Annotated in this window: 18 protein-coding genes and 1 tRNA gene; 11 read left to right on the top strand and 8 right to left on the bottom strand. The window is 70.8% G+C overall.

Features of this window, described 5'->3' with window-relative positions:
* The first annotated feature begins 357 nt into the window (after window positions 1-357).
* The 7 genes from IF655_RS09370 to IF655_RS09345 all read left to right on the top strand — a co-directional run bounded on the left by IF655_RS09370 (window position 358) and on the right by IF655_RS09345 (window position 5,378).
* The gene (locus tag IF655_RS09370) at window positions 358-798 is read left to right on the top strand and encodes a DUF3052 domain-containing protein (RefSeq protein ID WP_018545328.1); all 441 of its coding nucleotides are present in this window, start codon (window positions 358-360) and stop codon (window positions 796-798) included.
* A 160-nt stretch (window positions 799-958) separates the two neighbouring features.
* The gene (locus IF655_RS09365; protein ID WP_199583643.1) at window positions 959-1,417 is read left to right on the top strand and encodes a peroxiredoxin; all 459 of its coding nucleotides are present in this window, start codon (window positions 959-961) and stop codon (window positions 1,415-1,417) included.
* A 154-nt stretch (window positions 1,418-1,571) separates the two neighbouring features.
* Window positions 1,572-2,147, top strand: a complete 576-nt coding sequence (locus IF655_RS09360; RefSeq protein ID WP_199583642.1) for a TerD family protein — start codon at window positions 1,572-1,574, stop codon at window positions 2,145-2,147.
* Between the two features lie 113 nt (window positions 2,148-2,260).
* The gene (locus IF655_RS09355; RefSeq protein ID WP_199583641.1) at window positions 2,261-2,839 is read left to right on the top strand and encodes a TerD family protein; all 579 of its coding nucleotides are present in this window, start codon (window positions 2,261-2,263) and stop codon (window positions 2,837-2,839) included.
* 194 nt (window positions 2,840-3,033) lie between these two features.
* Window positions 3,034-3,159 (top strand): hypothetical protein, encoded by a 126-nt coding sequence (locus IF655_RS31455; RefSeq protein ID WP_277952665.1) that lies wholly within the window; start codon window positions 3,034-3,036, stop codon window positions 3,157-3,159.
* Between the two features lie 172 nt (window positions 3,160-3,331).
* The gene (locus tag IF655_RS09350; RefSeq protein ID WP_199583640.1) at window positions 3,332-4,477 is read left to right on the top strand and encodes a DUF475 domain-containing protein; all 1,146 of its coding nucleotides are present in this window, start codon (window positions 3,332-3,334) and stop codon (window positions 4,475-4,477) included.
* 163 nt (window positions 4,478-4,640) lie between these two features.
* A complete protein-coding gene (locus IF655_RS09345; protein ID WP_199583639.1) occupies window positions 4,641-5,378 on the top strand; it encodes a Tellurium resistance in 738 nt (245 codons plus the stop codon).
* 18 nt (window positions 5,379-5,396) lie between these two features.
* On the opposite strand, the gene IF655_RS09340 is transcribed toward IF655_RS09345, so the two are convergent.
* Window positions 5,397-6,281 carry a TerD family protein gene (locus tag IF655_RS09340; protein WP_199583638.1) on the bottom strand — a complete coding sequence of 295 codons (885 nt, stop codon included), beginning with the start codon at window positions 6,279-6,281 and terminating at the stop codon, window positions 5,397-5,399.
* Between the two features lie 176 nt (window positions 6,282-6,457).
* On the opposite strand from IF655_RS09340, the gene IF655_RS09335 reads away from it, so the two are divergent.
* The 3 genes from IF655_RS09335 to IF655_RS09325 are packed head-to-tail and all read left to right on the top strand — an operon-like array spanning window position 6,458 to window position 11,096.
* Window positions 6,458-7,624, top strand: coding sequence for an HpcH/HpaI aldolase/citrate lyase family protein (locus IF655_RS09335; RefSeq protein WP_199583637.1), 1,167 nt, complete (start codon window positions 6,458-6,460; stop codon window positions 7,622-7,624).
* Between the two features lie 53 nt (window positions 7,625-7,677).
* Window positions 7,678-10,194 (top strand): phosphoribosyltransferase, encoded by a 2,517-nt coding sequence (locus IF655_RS09330; protein ID WP_199583636.1) that lies wholly within the window; start codon window positions 7,678-7,680, stop codon window positions 10,192-10,194.
* A complete protein-coding gene (locus tag IF655_RS09325; RefSeq protein ID WP_199583635.1) occupies window positions 10,194-11,096 on the top strand; it encodes an HAD family hydrolase in 903 nt (300 codons plus the stop codon). The genes IF655_RS09330 and IF655_RS09325 overlap by 1 nt, the downstream gene beginning before the upstream one ends.
* Before the next feature lie 101 nt (window positions 11,097-11,197).
* On the opposite strand, the gene IF655_RS09320 is transcribed toward IF655_RS09325, so the two are convergent.
* The 3 genes from IF655_RS09320 to IF655_RS09310 form a co-directional block, all read right to left on the bottom strand.
* Entirely contained in the window at window positions 11,198-11,413 is a 216-nt protein-coding gene (locus IF655_RS09320) for a zinc ribbon domain-containing protein (RefSeq protein ID WP_199583634.1), read from the bottom strand.
* Between the two features lie 38 nt (window positions 11,414-11,451).
* Window positions 11,452-12,072 (bottom strand): DUF4383 domain-containing protein, encoded by a 621-nt coding sequence (locus tag IF655_RS09315; RefSeq protein WP_199583633.1) that lies wholly within the window; start codon window positions 12,070-12,072, stop codon window positions 11,452-11,454.
* 102 nt (window positions 12,073-12,174) lie between these two features.
* On the bottom strand, window positions 12,175-13,644 hold the full coding sequence (locus IF655_RS09310) for a hypothetical protein (protein ID WP_199583632.1): 1,470 nt from the start codon (window positions 13,642-13,644) through the stop codon (window positions 12,175-12,177).
* Window positions 13,645-13,824: 180 nt separating this feature from the next.
* Between IF655_RS09310 and IF655_RS09305 the strand changes: the two genes are divergently transcribed.
* A tRNA-Val gene (locus tag IF655_RS09305) sits at window positions 13,825-13,896 on the top strand.
* A 603-nt stretch (window positions 13,897-14,499) separates the two neighbouring features.
* Here the strand turns inward: IF655_RS09305 and IF655_RS09300 are convergent.
* Genes IF655_RS09300 through IF655_RS31080 form a run of 4 tightly spaced genes read right to left on the bottom strand, consistent with a single transcriptional unit; the run spans window position 14,500 to window position 16,275 of the window.
* Window positions 14,500-15,264: a hypothetical protein gene (locus IF655_RS09300; protein ID WP_199583631.1), complete on the bottom strand. Its 765-nt coding sequence runs from the start codon at window positions 15,262-15,264 to the stop codon at window positions 14,500-14,502.
* Window positions 15,261-15,575: a hypothetical protein gene (locus IF655_RS09295; protein WP_199583630.1), complete on the bottom strand. Its 315-nt coding sequence runs from the start codon at window positions 15,573-15,575 to the stop codon at window positions 15,261-15,263. The genes IF655_RS09300 and IF655_RS09295 overlap by 4 nt, the downstream gene beginning before the upstream one ends.
* The gene (locus tag IF655_RS09290) at window positions 15,572-16,060 is read right to left on the bottom strand and encodes a hypothetical protein (RefSeq protein ID WP_242488631.1); all 489 of its coding nucleotides are present in this window, start codon (window positions 16,058-16,060) and stop codon (window positions 15,572-15,574) included. The genes IF655_RS09295 and IF655_RS09290 overlap by 4 nt, the downstream gene beginning before the upstream one ends.
* Entirely contained in the window at window positions 16,057-16,275 is a 219-nt protein-coding gene (locus tag IF655_RS31080; protein ID WP_242488630.1) for a hypothetical protein, read from the bottom strand. The genes IF655_RS09290 and IF655_RS31080 overlap by 4 nt, the downstream gene beginning before the upstream one ends.
* Window positions 16,276-16,497: the final 222 nt, after the last annotated feature.

Below are 16,497 nucleotides of genomic sequence, written 5' to 3'. Positions count from 1 at the left end.
TTCTGGACGTTCCCCATCGTGTACCTCGCCATGGCCCGCGTCACCCCGGTCGCGGCGTTCGCCCGGCGCAAAACGCGACGATACGCCCGCCGTGTGACGTGCTCGGCAAATTTGTTCGACTGTCGTAACCAAGGATGATTCTGAAGGGGGCATAACGGGCACATCGGTGTGATGTGGTTCCCCGGCAAACGGGATACGGTGCCATAAGCCGCTGCGGCGAGGTCGCCGCAGTCACCGTTTCGGCGGTCTGGACGGCCGGGTACTTGCGCGATCCGTCCCGCCCGTGTGGACTACGGCCAATGCTTCGCGTACGCGCGTGGCTGAGTTACTTCACCAGACATGATCAGGAGGCAACCCGTGAGCGCGACCGCGGACCACGCGGAGGAGCGGACCAACCCTGCCGCCAGGCTGGGTTTCCAGCCCGGACAGGTGGTCCAGGAGATCGGCTACGACGAGGACGTCGATCAGGAACTCCGCGAGGCCATCGAGGAAGCCGTCGAAGGCGACCTGATGGACGAGGAATACGACGACGTGGCCGACGCCGTCGTGCTGTGGTTCCGTGATGACGACGGCGACCTCACCGATGTGCTGGTGGACGCCACCACGTACATCGAAGAGGGCGGTGCCATCCTGCTCCTGACGCCGAAGACCGGCCGTACGGGGTACGTGGAGCCGAGCGACATCTCGGAGGCCGCGACGACCGCCGGACTGACCGCGTCCAAGAGCGTCAGTGTCGGCAAGGACTGGAGCGGCTCGCGTCTGGCGACGCCGAAGGCCGCCAAGTCCGGCAAGCGCTAGACAGCGCCGCCGAGCGGAACACACCGCCGGGCCCTCGGGCTTCGGGGCGGGCCGGGCACACCCCCGTCCCGCCCCCGAGCCCGTGCTGTGCGCTGCGTAGGGTGGGCGGGAGCGGGACTCCCGCCCACCCCCGTCAGCCCACCGAAGGGATGCAAGGACGATGGCGATCCAGGCCGGCGACAAGGCGCCCGATTTCGAGCTCAAGGACAACCACGGCCGCACCGTGAAGCTCTCCGGCTTCCGGGGCGAGAAGAACGTGGTCCTGCTCTTCTACCCCTTCGCCTTCACCGGCGTGTGCACCGGCGAGCTGTGCGAGCTGCGTGACCATCTGCCGCAGTTCGAGGACCGCGACACCCAGTTGCTCGCCGTCTCCAACGACTCCATCCACACCCTGCGCGTCTTCGCCGAGCAGGAGGGTCTGGAGTACCCGCTGCTGAGCGACTTCTGGCCGCACGGCAACGTCTCGCGCGCCTACGGCGTCTTCGACGAGGACAAGGGCTGCGCCGTCCGGGGCACGTTCGTCATCGACAAGGAGGGCGTCGTGCGCTGGACCGTGGTCAACGCACTGCCGGACGCCCGCGACCTCAACGACTACGTCAAGGCGCTCGACGCGCTGTGAGCCGGTCCGGGGCGAGCACCCCAGGGCCCCGACACCGGTGATCCCCCGGGTCCAGGGTCTGCGAGGGGCGGGAACCCGTCACTAGGATCGGTTCGTTGATCCCCTATCCGAAGCACGACGGGGCTTCCCGCCCCCGACACCACATGGAGGACCCGTGGGAGTCAGCCTCAGCAAGGGCGGCAACGTATCGCTGACGAAGGAGGCCCCGGGCCTGACCGCCGTCATCGTCGGTCTGGGGTGGGATGTGCGCACCACGACCGGCACCGACTTCGACCTCGACGCCAGCGCGCTGCTGCTGAACAACGCAGGCAAGGTCGGCAGCGACCAGAACTTCGTCTTCTTCAACAACCTCAAGAGCCCGGACGGCTCGGTCGAGCACACCGGCGACAACCTCACCGGTGAGGGCGAGGGCGACGACGAGCAGATCAAGGTCAACCTCGCGGAGGTGCCCGCCGACGTCGACAAGATCGTGTTCCCGGTGTCGATCTACGACGCCGACAACCGCCAGCAGTCCTTCGGCCAGGTCCGCAACGCCTTCATCCGCGTGGTGAACCAGGCGGGCGGCCAGGAGCTGGCGCGCTACGACCTGAGCGAGGACGCGTCCACCGAGACCGCCATGGTCTTCGGCGAGCTGTACCGCAGCGGCACGGAGTGGAAGTTCCGCGCCATCGGGCAGGGCTACGCCTCGGGACTGCGCGGCATCGCCCAGGACTTCGGCGTCAACGTCTGACGCCACGGGTTCCACCCTCCAGGCGCCGTTCCGTTCGCGGGCGGCGCCTGGGGGTATCCCCTCCGGGGGAGTGCAGCAGATACAGGGAAGCGCCACAGGGGAGGACCAGCAGCATGGGTGTCACGCTCGCCAAGGGAGGCAATGTCTCCCTCTCGAAGGCCGCGCCGAATCTCACCAACGTCATGATCGGGCTCGGCTGGGACGCACGGTCCACCACCGGCGCCCCCTTCGACCTCGACGCCAGCGCCCTGCTGTGCGGCGCCGGGAACCGGGTCCTGGGCGACGACTGGTTCGTCTTCTACAACCAGCTCACCAGCCCGGACGGCTCGGTCGAGCACACCGGCGACAACCTCACCGGTGAGGGCGAGGGCGACGACGAATCGATTCTGGTCGACCTCTCCCGGGTCCCGGACCAGTGCGAAAAGATCATCTTCCCCGTCTCGATCCACATGGCGGACGACCGTGGCCAGTCCTTCGGCCAGGTCTCCAACGCCTTCATCCGCGTGGTCAACCGCGCCGACGACCAGGAACTCGCCCGCTACGACCTGAGCGAGGACGCCTCCACCGAGACCGCCATGATCTTCGGCGAGCTGTACCGGTACCAGGGCGAGTGGAAGTTCCGCGCGGTGGGTCAGGGGTACGCGTCGGGACTTCGCGGTATCGCCCTAGACTTCGGGGTCAACGTTTCGTAAAGCCGGGGTGCGGGTGGACGCGCCTCGTCGCGAACGAGGGAGAGCCACCCGCTGCGCCTGGAAACGAGGCAGGTGGCTCTCCGGAATCTCGCCGACCACGGATGGACGGGAGTCCGGTCATTATGCCCAAGCCGCACCAGCCCAGCGAAGTGTCCCCCCTCGGCCGACGGCTCGGCCCGGCTGCCAGTGCCTGTATGTACTGCGCCGCACTGGCCTCCGGAGTCCTGCTGATCGCGGTCGGCAGGGCCACCCCGGTCGAGGCGTCCGGCTATATCGCGCCCTTTCTCGTCGTCTTCGAGCGATTGACGGGCAGGCGCTGAGGTCATACGTCCAGGAACAGCGTGTTTTCCCGGGGGACGCCCCTTCTGGTCCGGCCGGAGGGAGACGTTCTACACTTCGTGGTCAACGTTTCGCAAAGCCGGGTACGGCAGGGGGAGACCCTCCTTCGGGCAATCGCCCGAAGGCGTCCTCCACACACGATGGGGTTAGCCAGTGCTTCTGAAAACCTTCGGCTGGTCGTTCGCGGTGACCGCGATCGGCCTGGTCGCGGCGGTCTTCTACGGGGGGTGGAAGGCCTTCGGCATCGTGGCGATCCTCTCCATCCTGGAGATCTCGCTGTCGTTCGACAACGCGGTGGTCAACGCCGGAATCCTGAAGAAGATGAACGCCTTCTGGCAGAAGATCTTCCTCACGGTCGGCGTGCTCATCGCGGTGTTCGGGATGCGCCTGGTCTTCCCCGTCGTGATCGTCGCGATCAGCGCCAAGATGGGCCCGATCGAGGCTGTCAACCTCGCGCTGAACAACAAGGACCGCTACCAGGAACTCGTCACCGACGCCCACCCGGCGATCGCCGCCTTCGGCGGGATGTTCCTGCTGATGATCTTCCTCGACTTCATCTTCGAGGACCGGGACATCCAGTGGCTGCGCTGGATCGAGCGACCGCTGGCCAAGCTCGGCAAGGTCGACATGCTGTCGGTCTGCATCTCCCTGATCGTCCTGCTGATCACCTCCTTCACCTTCGCCACCCACGCCCACCAGCACGGCGGCGCCCACGCCGACAAGGCGCAGACGGTGCTGATCGCGGGCATCGCGGGTCTGATCACCTACATGATCGTCGGCGGACTCTCCGGCTACTTCGAGGACAAGCTGGAGGCCGAGGAGGAGCGTGAGCACGAAGCCGAGGAAGAAGCCGCCCGCGCCGGGAAGCCACGCTCGGCGGTGCTCCTCGCCGGCCAGGCAGCGTTCTTCATGTTCCTCTACCTGGAGGTCCTGGACGCGTCCTTCTCCTTCGACGGCGTGATCGGCGCCTTCGCCATCACCAACGACATCGTCCTGATGGCGCTCGGTCTCGGCATCGGCGCGATGTACGTCCGTTCGCTGACGGTCTACCTGGTCCGCCAGGGCACCCTCGACGACTACGTCTACCTGGAGCACGGCGCCCACTACGCGATCGGCGCCCTGGCCGTGATCCTCATGGTCACCATCCGGTACGAGATCAACGAGGTCGTCACCGGTCTCGTCGGCGTCGTCCTGATCGCCTGGTCCTTCTGGTCCTCGGTCCGCCGCAACCGCGCCCTCGCGGCACAGGGCGGCGACGCGGGCTCGGCGGAGAAGACGGAGATCTCCTCAGGGGTGTGACCCCTGTGCTCCGGTGCGCCCCCTAGGGGCAAGATCGGGGGCGGGGCGGGGTGTGGCGCCCCGCGCCACAAGGGAACGCTTCGAACGGGGCGGCCGACGTGGTCGGCCGCCCCGGCGGCTTTTCCACCACGAGCACCACGAGCACGAGCACCTGGGGGCGGGCATGGGATTCCTCGACGGACTGCTGGGCGGACGCGGCGCCGACTTCGACTCGGGCAACGCCGGAACCAACGCGATCGAGCTGACCAAACGGCACCAGCAGGTGTCCCTCACCAAGCAGGACGCGGCCACCGGCCACCTCCGGGTCAACCTGACCTGGCAGATGCGGACCTCCGACATCGCCGGTATCCAGCGCGAGAGCCTCTTCCGGCACCCCTTCAAGGCGCTCAAGCCACCGGAAGTCATGGGCCACGGCCAGAGCATGGTCAACGTCGACCTGGACCTCGGCTGCCTCTACGAGCTGGCGGACGGCACCAAGGGGGTCGTCCAGCCCCTCGGCGGCTACCTCGGCGACGTCAACGCCCCGCCGTACGTCAAGCTCAGCGGCGACGACCGCTTCGGCTCGGCGTCCGGCGAGACCATGTACGTCAACCTCGACCACCGCGACGCCATCAAACGGCTGCTGGTGTTCGTCTACATCTACGACCAGACCCCGGCGTTCGACCGTACCCAGGCCAAGGTCACCCTCTATCCGAGCAACGGTCCCCGCATCGAGATCGACCTGGACGAACGCCACCCCCAGGCCCGCTCCTGCGCCGTGGTGCTCATAGAGAACGTCAAGGGGGAGCTGCTCGTCCGCCGCGAGGTCAAGTTCGTCTACGGCTTCCAGGGCGAGCTGGACCGGCTGTACGGCTGGGGGCTGAGCTGGGGCCGGGGCTACAAGTCCAAGGCGGACCGCTAGCGAGCCCCGGGCGCGGCGTCAGCGCCCCAGGAACTGCGGTCCCTGCGGCGGCAGCCGGAAGTCCGGGTCCAGAGCCGCCGCGGGCAGCGGCTGCGGCTGCGGATAGCCGTACGCCGACTGCTGCTGGGTCGCCGGGGGCTGCTGGACGGTCGCCTGCTGCGGTCCGGCGGGCTGCGGGTAGCCGTAGCCGGGCTGGGCGGCCGCGGTGGTGGCGGGCTGGGGGTAGCCGTAGGCGGAGCGCAGCGCCGAGGTCGCCTGCGGATAGCCGTAGGCGGGCGGCTGCGCGGGGACCGGCGGCGGCTGCTCGGGCGGCAGCGGCAGCGACAGGGACTCCGAGCGCGGCGGCTCCTCCACCGCCTCCGACTCGTCCACCGAGATGCCGAAGTCGGTGGCGAGCCCCTTCAGCCCGTTCGAGTAGCCCTCGCCCAGCGCGCGGAACTTCCAGGCGTCCCCGCGCCGGTACAGCTCCCCGCAGATCAGCGCCGTCTCCGCACCCGTCTCCGGCGTGACCTCGAACCGGGCCAGCGGCTCGGCGTCCGCCGTCGCCGCGTCGTAGACCAGCACGCACAGCGCGGGCACCCGGTCGAAGGTCTCGCCGTCCGCCGAGGCGACCAGCAGGACCCGGCTCACACCGGGCTCCAGACCGGTCAGGTCCGCCTGGACGGTGTCGGTCAGTCCCTCGCCGACCCGCTTCTTGCCCAGGCGCCACACGGCGCCCGAGGGGTGCCGGGGCTGGTTGTAGAAGACGAAGTCCTCGTCGGAGCGCACACGGCCGTCGGAACCCAGCAGCAGCGCCGAGGCGTCCACGTCCGGCACGCCCTGCCCGGGCGTCCAGCGCAGCACGGCGCGCACCGTGGTGGCCTCCAGCGGGATGTTCGACCCCTTCAGCATCGCGTGCGTCATGCGGTCATCCTGCCTTCTCGGTCCTGGGCACGACAATGCGGGGGTGCCCGCCGTCGACACTCCTCGGTTACCGGAAATTCATGCCCTCCCGGGAACCCCTGACATGGATCTCTACGTACTATTACCGGCCACCCTTTGCCGAAATCACCGGCCCGCGTATGCCTTGAGGGAGTCCTATGCGTCATTTCGGGCACATCGCCCCCGAGGTGCGGGAGCGTCTGTTCCACCAGGAGCCGTGCGAGTTCACCGCCGACTCCCCGGCCCGGCTGCTTTCGGCCGCCCTCGGCGCCACGCTCTACAGTCCGGCCACCCGCCCCCGCCTCGCCGACGACGTCCTCAAACAGGGGCGCGTCGGCGTGGTCTCCATGGTGCTGTGCCTGGAGGACTCCATCGACGACGCGGACGTACCGGCCGGTGAGGACAACCTCGTCCGGCAGTTCGCCGAGCTGGACGCGCGCGCCGGGGAGGAGCCGCCGCTGCTCTTCATCCGCGTGCGCACCCCCGACCAGATCCCCGACCTGGTCCGGCGCCTGGGTCCCACCGCCCGGCTGCTCTCCGGCTTCGTGCTGCCCAAGTTCACCGGGGAGCGCGGGATGCCCTTCCTGGAGGCGCTGACCGAGGCCGAGAAGGAGAGCGGACGGCGGCTCTTCGCGATGCCCGTCCTGGAGTCGACCGAGCTGATCTACCGCGAGTCCCGCGGGGAGACGCTGGACGGCATCATGCGCGCGGTCGGCAAGTACCGCGAGCGGGTCCTCGCCCTGCGCCTCGGCGTCACCGACTTCTGCTCCTCCTACGGACTGCGCCGCGCCCCCGACATGACCGCCTACGACGTCCAGATCGTCGCCTCCGTCATCGCCGACGTGGTCAACGTGCTGGGCCGCGCCGACGGCACCGGGTTCACCGTGACCGGACCGGTCTGGGAGTACTTCCGCGTCCCCGAGCGGGTCTTCAAGCCCCAGCTCAGGCAGAGCCCCTTCCTTGAGGTGCGGGCGGTCGAGCTGCGCGAGAAGCTGATCGAACACGCCATGGACGGCCTCCTGCGGGAGATCTCCCTCGACCAGGCCAACGGTCTGCTCGGCAAGACCTGCATCCACCCCTCCCATGTCATGCCCGTCCACGCGCTGTCCGTGGTCAGTCACGAAGAGTTCAGCGACGCCCAGGACATCCTGCGGCCGGAACGCGGCGGTGGGGGTGTGCTGCGGTCCGCCTACACGAACAAGATGAACGAAGTGAAGCCCCACCGCGCCTGGGCCGAGCGCACCCTGCTGCGTGCCGAGGTCTTCGGCGTGGCCGGCGAGGACGTCGGCTTCGTGGAACTGCTCGCCGCCGGCATCACCGGCTGACCCTCCCGCCGCCGGGGCGACCCGGCCGACCTCCCCCCACCTCCAAGGAACGCATGAACAACGCAGTGAACGACGGCATCTGGTCCGGCAGATGGGTCGCGGAGCGGCTCGGTGTCGAGCTGGAGGGCGACGACGAACTGCCCGCCCTCCTCGGGCTCGCGCTGCGCCGCAACCCCAAGCGGGCGCATCTGCTGGTCTCGCACGTCCTCGGCAAGCACGTGCCCCAGTCGCCCACCGTCGTCTACGGCCACGGCTTCCGGCTCGGCCGCCGGGTGCGCGCGCTGCTCGGCGACACCGAGTCCGCCGAGGCCGTCGTCCTCGGGTACGCGGAGACCGCCACCGGACTCGGTCACGCCGTCGCGGACGGTCTCGGTCTCGCCCCGTATCTGCACTCCACCCGCCGCCCGGTGGCCGGGGTGGACCGCGCGGGCGGCTTCGAGGAGTCCCACTCGCACGCCACCTCCCACCTGCTGCTCCCCGCCGACCCGGCGCTGCTCGCGGGCGCGGGTCCGCTGGTGCTGGTGGACGACGAGTTCTCCACCGGCAACACGATCCTCAACACCATCCGCGACCTGCACGAACGACACCCCCGGCAGCGGTACGTGGTGGTCGCCCTGGTCGACATGCGCTCGCCCGAGGACGCCGGACGCCTGGAGCGGTTCGCCGCCGGGATCGGCGCCCGCGTGGACCTGGTGGCGGGCGCGTCGGGGACCGTACGGCTGCCCGACGGCGTGCTGGAGAAGGGACAGGAGCTGGTCGCCCGCCACGCGAGCGCCGCACCCGGCGCTGCCGTACGGGCGGACGGGACGGCGGACGGCGCGGACGGGACGGCGTACGGCCGCACCCCGCGCGTCGACCTGCACTGGCCGCGCGGGCTGCCCGACGGCGGGCGGCACGGGTTCACGCCCGCCCACCGCGCCCGGCTGGAGGCCGCGCTGCCCGCGATGGCCGCCCGCGCCGCCGAGGCGCTGCCCGAGGGCGCCCGGCGGGTGCTGGTGCTCGGCTTCGAGGAGCTGATGTACGCCCCGCTGCGCATAGCCCGCGAGCTGGAGCAGCTCGTCCCCGCCGAGGTCCGCTTCTCGACCACCACCCGCTCGCCCGTGCTCGCCGTGGACGACCCGGGCTACGCGATACGCAGCAGCCTGGTCTTCCCCGACCACGACGACCCGGCCGACGGTCCCGGCGAGCGGTACGCGTACAACGTCGCGGGCGGCGGCTTCGACACCGTCCTCGCCGTCGTGGACTCCGCCGCCGACACCCACCGGCTGCACGCCCCCGGCGGTCTCCTGGACCGCCTCGCCGCCCACGTCCCGAACGTCCTGCTCGCCGTCGTGCCGTCCTACGTCCCCGAGCCCCTCGCCTCTCCCGAAAGGCCGCCCATGCTGCCCGAGCCCCTCCGCGGCCCCGCCTTCTCCTCGTACGCCCCCGACGAGGTCGGCTGGCTGCTCCAGGACCTCTCGGACATCACCCTGGAGGCGCCGACGGAGGAGCGCGAGGAGGCCGTGCAGAGCGGCGGCGCGCACTACGCGGAGTCGCTGCCGGTGGAGTACCAGCCCAGCGAGCGCTACCAGGAGCTGTTCCACGCCGCCCTGGACGCCTCGGCCGCCCGGATCGCCCAGGCGGTCGGCGTGGTCACCGAGACGGTCCTCACCGAGGTCGCCGCCCGCCCGCGCCCCGGCGCCTCGGGTGAGACCCCCCGCCCGGTGCTGGTCTCCCTCGCCCGCGCGGGCACCCCGGTCGGCGTGCTGATGCGCCGCTGGGCACAGCACCGCCACGGACTCCAGCTCCCGCACTACGCCGTCTCGATCGTGCGCGGCCGGGGCATCGACGCCAACGCGCTGCGCTGGCTGGCCGCCCACCACGACCCGCGCGACGTCGTCTTCGTCGACGGCTGGACAGGCAAGGGCGCCATCACTCGCGAACTCGCCGCCGCCATCGAGGAGTTCGAGCGCGAGGAGGGCATCACCGGCTTCGATCCGGAGATCGCCGTCCTGGCCGACCCGGGCTCCTGCGTGCGCACCTACGGCACCCGCGAGGACTTCCTCATACCTTCCGCGTGCCTCAACTCGACGGTTTCCGGCCTCATTTCGCGCACCGTGCTGCGCGCCGACCTGGTCGGTCCGCACGACTTCCACGGCGCGAAGTTCTACCGCGAACTCGCGGGCGCCGACGTCTCGGTGGCGTTCCTGGACGCCGTCGCCGCCCGCTTCCCCGAGGTCGAGGAGAGCGTCGACGTGGCGGTCAAGGAGCTGCAGGCGGGGGATCGCGCCCCGACCTGGGAGGGCTGGCGTGCCGTGGAGCGGATCAGCGAGGAGTACGGCATCCACGACGTGAACCTGGTCAAGCCGGGTGTCGGCGAGACCACCCGGGTGCTGCTGCGCCGGGTGCCCTGGAAGATCCTCGCCAAGGCGGGCGCGGGCGCCGATCTCGACCACGTCCGGCTGCTCGCCGAGCAGCGCGGGGTTCCGGTCGAGGAGGTCGACGAGCTGCCGTACACCTGCGTCGGTCTGATCCACCCGCGCTACACGCGCGGTGCGACGGGCGCCGACGGCCGGGCGGTGAGCGTCTGATGACGGTCATGGTGGCGAGCGACCTCGACCGCACGCTGATCTACTCCGCGGCGGCCCTCGGGCTGACCATGCCCGACGCCCGGGCACCCCGGCTGCTGTGCGTGGAGGTCCACGAGAGCAGACCGCTGTCCTTCATGACCGAGACGGCGGCCGGACTGCTGACCGCGCTCGGGGACGCGACGGTGTTCGTACCGACGACGACCCGCAGCCGCAAGCAGTACCAGCGGATCAACCTGCCCGGTCCGGCACCGGCGTACGCGATCTGCGCCAACGGCGGACATCTGCTGGTCGACGGGGTCACCGACCGCGACTGGCACGCCGACGTGCAGCGACGGCTCGCCGCCGCGTGCGCGCCGCTGGCGGAGATCCAGGACCACCTCGCCGCGATCGGCGATCCGCTGTGGGTGCGCAAGCAGCGCGTCGCCGAGGACCTGTTCGCCTACCTGGTCGTCGAGCGCGAGCTGACGCCCGAGAGCTGGGTGGCGGAGCTGACCGGCTGGGCGGCGGAGCGCGGCTGGACCGTCTCGCTCCAGGGGCGCAAGCTCTACGCCGTCCCCGGACCCCTCACCAAGAGCGCGGCGGTGCACGAGGTCGCCCGGCGTACGGGCGCGGATCTGACGCTGGCGGCCGGGGACTCGCTCCTCGACGCCGACCTGCTGCTCGCCGCCGACCGCGCGTGGCGCCCGGGGCACGGGGAGCTGGCCGAGGCGGGCTGGACGGCACCGGCGGTCCAGGCGCTGGCGGAGCGGGGGGTGCTGGCGGGGGAGCGGATCCTCCGGGAGTTCCTGGGCGCGGCGGGAAGTGGGGCGCCGGGGAGTGGGGCGCCGGGGAGTGGGGCGGCGGTTCCGGCTCCGGCTACCGCACGCGCGTCGGCCCCTGCTTCGGCTGAGGTGCGTCCGTAGGGGCCGGTGGGGTGCGTCGGGTGGCGGCGTGCGGTGTGTGTTGCCGACAGGTGTCGGGCAGCGGCAGCGGCAGCGGCAGCGGCGGCGGTGTGCGGCTCGGATCAGCCGCAGCAGCCTCCGCCGCAGCAGCCGCCGCCTCCGCCCGAGGGGCTCGGCGCGGGGGCGGCGGAGGTGCCGCCGACCGCGACCGCGGAGAGCAGCTTCACCGTGTCGTCGTGGCCCGCGGGGCAGGCGGCGGGGGCGGCGGACTCGGCCATGGGGCGGCTCAGTTCGAAGGTGTCGCCGCAGGTCCGGCAGCGGTACTCGTAGCGAGGCATGGGGACAGGTTAGCCGCCGGACCGCGCGGCGGGGCGAGTCACTCGGAGGTCGTGTCCGGGCGCGCGCTCCCCTTCGCGTCCGTCCCCTTCGCGGGCGCCTCCTGACCCGTGAGGGCGGGCCGGTCCGCGCCGGTCAGCGCGGGCTGCGCGTCCGGGTGGTCGGGGTGCCGGGCGCGCCAGTACGGGTTGTCGTGCGGAAGGACCGAGCCGACCCGCCCGTACATCCCGAAGGTCATCAGCAACAGGCCGACCACGAAGGTGAAGTACACGTTCTGGATCTTGAACGCCAGGATGTTGCTGTCCGTGCCCAGCAGACCCAGGTTGATGAAGCCGTTCAGGATGAACAGCACGCCGAAGACCATGTTCAGCGTCGAGGCGAAGTTGCCGCCGATCACCATCCCCGCGAGCAGGATCAGCCCGACGACGATCGAGAGCACGCTCAGCGCGCCGTTGGTGTTGAGCCCCGCCACCATGTCGCCGCCGGTGTTGAAGGGCCCGATGTGGTCGATCACGCCGAGGATGCCGAAGATCAGCAGGAAGAGACCGATCAGTCCGGCGCCGATCCGGTAGACCTTGTTCAGCTTGTGGTCCACGGGCAGGTGCTCGTCGAACGGGATGCGGCTGCGCCGGTGTCGGGTGCGCTCTGCGTGTGTGGCCATGTCCGCCTCCCTCAGGGCATTGGGGCAGGCCATACGGTTCATCCCAATATCCGCCCGGTGGGGCGGTGGCGGCAACACAGGGCAACACGAGGCGACAGGCACTCAGTGTGCGGAGCCGCGCTCCTCGCGGATCTGCGAGACCACCCGGGACGCCGTCTCCCGTACGGCCTCCGTCTCGGTCAGGAAGTGCCAGTAGTCGGGGTGGCGTCCGCTGTCCAGCGTCGCGATCGCCCGGTCGAGGCGGGCCACCGCGTCGTCCAGCGGCCGGGCGTGCCGGGGCTCGGGCGCCGTACGGCCGGTCATGGCGAGCCGCTGGGCGTCGCGGAGCGCGAACCTGGCCCGTTCGATCTCGGCGCGGGGGTCCTTCTGGACGGCGTTGAGCCGGTTCAGCCGGTCACCGGCGGCGGAGACGGCTTCGTCGGTGGTGCTGAGCAGGGCGCGGACGGTGGAGAGCAGCGAGGTGGCGTCCGCCCACCGCTGCGCCTCCCGCGCGGAGCGCGCCTCGGCGAGCTTGCGCTCGGCCTGCCGTACGTTCTCCCCGGCCTGCTCGGGCACGTGCTGGAGGTCCTGCCAGCAGGCGGCGGTGAAGCGCCGGCGCAGCTCGCTCAGGATCGGCTCGACCTGTCCGGCGCGGGTGGTGAGCGCCTGCGCGCGGGTGCCGAGGCTGACCAGCCGCCGGTCGATCTCGGTGGCCTTCTCCGGCAGCCGCTCGGCCTCGGCCCGGATCGCCGCCGCCTCCCGCCGTACCCGCTCGGCGCGCTCCAGGGTGGCGGCCACGCCGTGCTGTCCGGCGCCCTGGTTGAGCTTGGTCAGCTCGGGGGAGAGCGTGGCGAGCCGCGCCGCGAGGTCGTCGGCCCGCAGCCGCTTCTCCCGTACGGCGTCCAGCGCGTTGCTCGCCCCCAGCAGCTCCTGCCGCGCCCGCTCCACCGCCGGGGCGAGCCGCGCGAGCTGCGTCTCCGCCTTCCCGAGCAGCGGTCCGAGCGAACTCCCGAACCGGTCCAGCTCCTGCTTGACCCGCACCAGCTCGTCCTTGGCGGCGGTCAGCTCGGTCCGCGCCCGCACGGCGACGGACGCCTCCAGGTCGTCCCGGTCCAGATCCTGCGCGTCGACCGCCTCGATGTACCGGTGACTCGCCTCGTCGATCCGTCGCCCGAGCGCGGCGAACCCGTCCACGGCGCGCCGTGCCTCGGCGGAGTCGTCGACCGCCCCGATCGTCTCGATGGCGATCAGCAGATCCCGCTGCGCGGTGTCCAGCTCGTAGAACGCCTCGGCCGCCGCGTCCTTCGCCGCCTGCGCCTCCACCCGCTGACTCTCGGCCCTGCCCCCGAACCAGCGCCGGGTCCCACCCCCGGCGAAGGCGAGGGGCAGCACGAGGAGGGGAAGGGCGAGGAGGAGGGCGGTGTCGCGGAGGGGAGAGGGTGTCTTGGCGCGCGGGGTGGTGGCACGCGGGGTGCTGTCGGCGGTGTCTCGCCGGACGATGTGGTCGCGCGGGGCGCCGGGCCGGTGTCGGACCCCTGCGGTCGACGGCGGGTACGGCTGCGAACCTGACGGCGTGCCCGGTGTCCCCGTCACAATCCCTCTCCCGTGCTGTCCTGCGGCGCCCTGGGTGGAGCCATTCTCCCACCCGACGTAGACGAACACACGGCCCGGTCAGTTGCCTGCACGCGGCTCCTGCCTCGCAGAACGGGTTTGCCGTCACGCGGCGCGGTCAAGGTAAGCTGTCGCTCGACCCGGCCACGTGCCGGTCCTCACGGGTGCGTAGCTCAGGGGTAGAGCGTCTGCCTTACAAGCAGAATGTCGGCGGTTCGAAACCGTCCGCGCCCACTGACCTGGAAGTACAGGTCAGAGGCTAGAGAACGGCCCCCCGAAGATCATTCGGGGGGCCGTTTCTGCCGTTTAGAGTGCGAGGTGGGACGAGGACGGCGCGACTCCCCTCGCGCGCCTGACACTGGCTCGTCGTCACCTGCGGTGTCCGAGTGGGGAGACTTGGCCCGCGGGCGGCGACCCCCGCCGAACGCGCCGGCGGGGGTCGTACGTAACAACGTAGACCGCCCCACCCCGGGCCGGGGGTGGGGCGGCGCACATCGCCCGAAGCCGATGCAGAGGTGGCGCGTTGAAGGCGGCGGACACTGATATGCCGCGCGCCACCAGGCCCGCCCGGCGAACCGGGCAGGGCGAGCAGGGCGCGATTCCGTGCTTTGGATGGAACGGGTCTCGCGCGTGGAGTGCCTACCGCGCCCGTCTTGGGGTGCACCATCCGGTACGCCTGCATGTCGCAGCCCTCGCCGTCGAGCGGATACGTGTGCACGCCACATTATATTCGAACTTACGTGCGATATTGAATGAATGTGCAGGTCAGGTACCCGGTCGCTGCCGAACGAACGCTTGATCCGCATCGCCGACGCGATAGGCGTCGAGCTCGAGGAACTAGTGCGCCTCCCTGCCCCGGACTAGCACCCGCTTGTCGCGCGCCGCGATCTCGTCGTCGAGCTGCACGAGCGTGCACCCGTACAGCACCCGCACGAGCTGCGCCGCGACCACCCACCGCAGATGTCCGGACTCGAAAGTGAACACGCTGCTGTGAACGGCGATCGGGCCGTTCAGGGTGAGGGTGTACCGCTTCCCCTGCACAGCGCACAGCTCGGACTGCGCGACGCGCACCAGCACCGTGCCGATCCACAGGTGCGGGCACTGCTCGCGGGCCACCCGTACGCACGTCAGGCAGATCGGCGGGTGCGTGGTCATGGGGTCGCGGGGCCAGCCCGGCCAGTCCTCGCGGCCGTCCTCGATCAGCCAGAGCACGCCGCGCTCGTCCTCGTCGGCGGGGCCGCCGCACACCTGGCACCGCAGATCGGTCATGCACTGCCGCTGTCGGCCGGGGTGGATCTTCTTGTACAGCGGCCGGCCGACGCCGGGCGTGTCGGGACTGCGCGCCCAGAGCACGCCGCGCTCGTCCCGGTCCGAGGCGGTCTCGTCGACGAAGCTGACCCCGGTGATCCCCCCGGCGGTGATGAGGGTGTCTTCGAGGGGTTCGCTGGACCAGGCCGTGATGTAGGGGACCTTGTCGGGGCCGCGCCGACACCGCTTGTGCGAGTAGGCCGACTCCAGCGGGTTGCCGTTCAGGGCGCGGCGGCTGGCCATCTTTCGGGGCTCGCCGTCCTTGATCGGCCATTCGCAGATAACGCAGTTCATGCCGCGATCACCTCTCGCAGCTCGAGGACGGCGTCGGCCAGTACCGCGAGGTGTGACTCGCAGACGCCGAACTGCAGGGCATCGTCGGCCAGATCAGCCGCGTTGACGAGGGCGTACCAGTCTCGCGACCGGTGGGGCTTGTCCTCGGCCATGCTCCGGGCGATCGGTGACAGCCGCCTTATCTCGGCCCGCAGTACAGCGTCGTGTTCGGCAATGCATTCGCGGCTCAGGAACCGGACGCTGCCGTAGGACTCCTTGAGGGCCGCCGCGACCGGGTCGGGCTGCGTGGTGGCAGCGGGTGCGGCCGTCACCGGACGGCGTCCATGTGCGAAGCAGCGAGCGCCGCGGCGTACGCCTCGTGCAGCATGTCGGCGTCGGTGAGGACGTCGCCGTGCGGCGGGACGATCCAGGAGTGCGCGCGCTGCGTGTGGGGGGCCACGGTGGACGGGTGCGGCACGCACACCGTTGACCCGGGGGCGAGGACCTCGGCGTCGGGCAACTCCCAGGCGGCGGCCGAGCCGAGGGGTACGAGGACCTCGACGCCGTCGGGGGTGTGCTGCGCGGGGCCGACGGTGATGCCCTGCTGCTGGAGGATGCCCACGGCCTTCCAGCCGAGCGCGCGCGGCAGGCGTACGACGTCCCACGCGCTGCCGACGGGAATCTCGGCGAGATCGCCTCGGCGCCAGGCGGCGAGGGCGAAGGCCAGGAGCGCATCCGTGTGACGAAGTCCCAGCCCGACGTAGTGAGCGCTGGGCGAGGGGCTGGCGGTGCTGCGGTTTGCTGCTCCCGAGGTCATCCGGCCCGCTCCTCACTGAAGAGGTTCTCGAATGCGTCGCCGATCGCGGCCTCCAAGGCGGCGGGGTCGGTGAGCCAGTTGTCCTCGTCCGGACAGATCCGCCAGCGTGGACCAGGTCCCGCTGTTCGGCGTATGGGGGGAATGGCCACGGAGGAGTTGGTGCTGAGCGCGCGGGTGTTCTCCACGTTCCAGGTCTCGGCGGACCCGACGGGCATGAAGAAGTACAGGACGCCTGCGGTAGACAGGGGGTCTTCGAGGACGGCGCCGCAGCGGCTGCCCAGGATGGCCAGGGCCGCTAGCCCGACATCGCGGGGCACTCGGATCGCGTCCCAATCGTGGCCGGCCTCGAGGAGCTGCGTTCCAGAGGCGGACGGTAAGCGCGTTGTACTGGGCATCGCGGCTCCTGGAGTCACGGGCTTCGGTGCGTACAAGCGTGG

Origin of the sequence: Streptomyces sp. DSM 110735, assembly GCF_016482685.1 — a bacterium.
Taxonomy (GTDB): domain Bacteria; phylum Actinomycetota; class Actinomycetes; order Streptomycetales; family Streptomycetaceae; genus Streptomyces.
Note: the sequence above shows the minus strand (reverse complement) of the source record. Positions and strands in the feature narration are given on the sequence as shown.